We start from the raw sequence: 2,862 nt of genomic DNA, 5'->3' as shown, positions 1-2,862 counted from the left end.
TTTCCAATTGCCTTGCGCAATACGCGCGGGCTCACGCGACGCTGCTTTGCCACTGCCAGGTACGCTCTGCGCGCCTTCTCCCGATAGGTGCGCGGCTTGCACCTGCCACGCTCACGTACCGCATGCAGAGCGTCAATCATCTTCTCCAATATCTCACGAGCCTCGTTCAGAAGGGACAGGTCGGTCGGGTAGGAGATGTCCGCCGGCGCGCATGTGGCATCCAGCAGGAGCTTACCTTGGTTCGCGGTTGTCTGCGCCTTTGTCCTGGGCTTGGAAGTGGCATTCGCACCCGGATGCCCTGGACCTTCATCATCGTGGTCATCCGCATCATCATCGCGCTCGGCCTGCTCCATCACGATCCATTCATTGACCTGACTCAACACGTCCGGACCCAGCCGCTTCCGAAAATGCGTCATCAACGACGGATGAAACGGTGGCTCCTCCTGGAAACGCGGCAGCCCGATGAAGTATTGCAGATACGGGTTCTCCGTGATCTGGAAGACCGTTTCGCGGTCGCTCAGACCCAGACGTTCCTGGATGATGAGTGCACCAAGTGCTACACGGACGGAGTACGCTTGTTGTCCCTTCGTCCAGGACTTGAAGCGCTCGCCGTAGTGCTTTTCGACTTTCCACCACGGAATCATTTGAGCGAGTTTTACCCAGCGGTTTTCCTTGTTCAACTTCCAGCCAAACGGTAGGAAGAACTCATCTGGAAGCAGCATCTGTCGTTGGGTCGGTCGACACACTGGCAGTCCCTCAGGTGCAAGGATTTTGACGGATTTCAGCGAAAATCCGTGCATGAGATTTCGTCACGAAAGGCTAATAATCCTTGTTGCTACTGGTCTTATCAACTGTTCAGCAGACCCTACTTCCGTATGCTCTATCGTGAATTTATCAGAGCGGTTGACGCATTCCATGTACTCCAAATGCTCCGCAACGCACTTCAGCGGGTACAAAGGTCATTCTCAGCGGCAACTGCTCCCCGTCGATTTTCAGGCGGAGAAACTGCAGCCCTAGCCTAAGAACCGGTATACGCTGACATACGCCGATATGCGTAAGGCGCCCGGATGACACACGCGTTAAACGAAGGGGATGGCCGTTATGAGTTGTTCTCTCGAACAATCTTCGACAAAGTTCATTTGGATGAGCTTATCCTATCAGAGAACGAGGATGTTTTTGTTTTTTGTTTCGTGTCGCCTGAAATCCTCATCAACACGGTTCATTCAGTAAAGTAATCGCCTAGTACAGTGTGAGTTTCGTGCTTGTTTGCAGTATGTTGTCCCGATAGAACTCCAACGTGTATTGACCCTTTGGCCATCCAAGACCAACCTGGTAGAAAGTTCGGCCTCCACCTCCATAGGATTCTTGCCACTTCTCGTCCATCATTATTTTGCGCGTATCATCTTCCCGAATGATCAGTTCAAGATGATGAACTGTCTTGGCCATTGGTGTAACGACTTGTACCATTAGGGGCTGATTGGCCGGGAATCTTGATCCGGGGTTCCGGATATAACCGGTCTCCTGGTCTTCGGAAGTGCCGATTTGAATCGCATCGTGGCTTGGGCCTGAACTCATACAACCGCTGATAAGCAAACACACCAAACAAGTTAAACAAGTTAATGAAATTAGAGTTCTCTTCATCCTAGCCCCCTCGACTCTCGTAACCCTGCTTAGGGTAGTTGACTCATGTTAAAGTTGGAAGATTAGCCCCAAGTGCGCTGATGGCCATATCGCGTCCCATCATGTTTTTTCTTCCTTGCTCAAAGCTTAGCACGAGGCGATACGGGACGGTGGGCAGTTGCTGGGTCACTTTCATTTCACTGTAACACTGCGGGAGATGTGTTTCGTCCCAATTTCTCACCGCCAACGTGTAGGATTGTGCGTGGTCCTGTTTGCGCAGACGGATGTTGTGGTACAATGTGCATAGAATAACAAACGGAAGATTGATCTATCCTCTTCCGCGCGGGTGTCAGTGAGGACCCGGTTTGGTTTGCCGACTCCGGGGTTCTTTCGCATTGCCCACACCAAGGTCGCGACCGCGCGATTCACGGCCGTTGCACTCAGCAGGGCTAGAAACACACTCAACCCGTCCACCCCCTTTCGTCAGGGAGTGCACGCGGAGAAGGTTTCCCCTCTCCCGTTGGCTATCCTAATCCGGTTTCGACACTGTAACCGTTTATTCGTATGCCGCATACCCTCATGAGCGGAAGAGCAGAATCTCCCATCCTAGTGTGCACGAGTGGACCCGAAGCCATGCGGCCACGGGGTCCTTTCTCTTAAGCCCCGAAATTGGATTGGACAATCTCCCTAATCCATGGGACCATCAGGTCAGGAGGTTGTTCAAGTGGAACGTCGGAAATTTACTCCAGAGTTCAAGCGTCAGGTCGTCGAACAGGCCATCGCCGCCGGAAACAATTCCATCGTTGCTCGGAAGTACGACATCCGACCGAATCTTGTCAGTCGATGGGTTCGCCAGTATAAGTCAGGCCAATCCATGCAGGGCAGCAGCCCGAAGGGAAACGCTACCCACGTGACCCAGCAGGAACATGCCCAGCTCGTGGCAGAGAACCGTGAGTTGGATAAACAGAATGCCCATCTCAAGCAGCTTTTGGGCGAAAAAGACCTTGAAATTGCCATTTTGCGTGACCTGCTAAAAAAAGCCAACCCTCACTTGCGGATAAAGTAGCGTTAAAGTCTCAAGTAGTGGTGTAAAATGCGTCGTCCACAATTGACGACGAAGCCACCGTGCGTGTCTACTAGAGTGTGTCGAAACAAACTAGTAGGAGGAACGCAACGATGGCTTCTGTCAATAGCTTCGCAGTTCTTGAGTGGATTCGCAAGCTCCAAGGCGTGGAAAATAAC

At 52.2% G+C, this 2,862-nt stretch carries 2 protein-coding genes; one reads left to right on the top strand and one right to left on the bottom strand.

The features are described 5' to 3' along the window. Positions 1-746 (bottom strand): transposase (locus BM357_RS18580; protein ID WP_245784101.1); only part of this gene is annotated, 746 nt, incomplete at its 3' end. 1,598 nt (positions 747-2,344) lie between these two features. On the opposite strand from BM357_RS18580, the gene BM357_RS18575 reads away from it, so the two are divergent. Continuing rightward, the gene (locus BM357_RS18575; protein WP_074956885.1) at positions 2,345-2,686 is read left to right on the top strand and encodes a transposase; all 342 of its coding nucleotides are present in this window, start codon (positions 2,345-2,347) and stop codon (positions 2,684-2,686) included. Positions 2,687-2,862: the final 176 nt, after the last annotated feature.

The sequence above is a fragment of the Paenalicyclobacillus macrosporangiidus genome, assembly GCF_900116805.1.
Classification (GTDB): domain Bacteria; phylum Bacillota; class Bacilli; order Alicyclobacillales; family Alicyclobacillaceae; genus Alicyclobacillus_H; species Alicyclobacillus_H macrosporangiidus.
The sequence above is the reverse complement of the archived record's forward strand: the minus strand, read 5'-3'. Positions and strand labels throughout refer to the sequence as shown.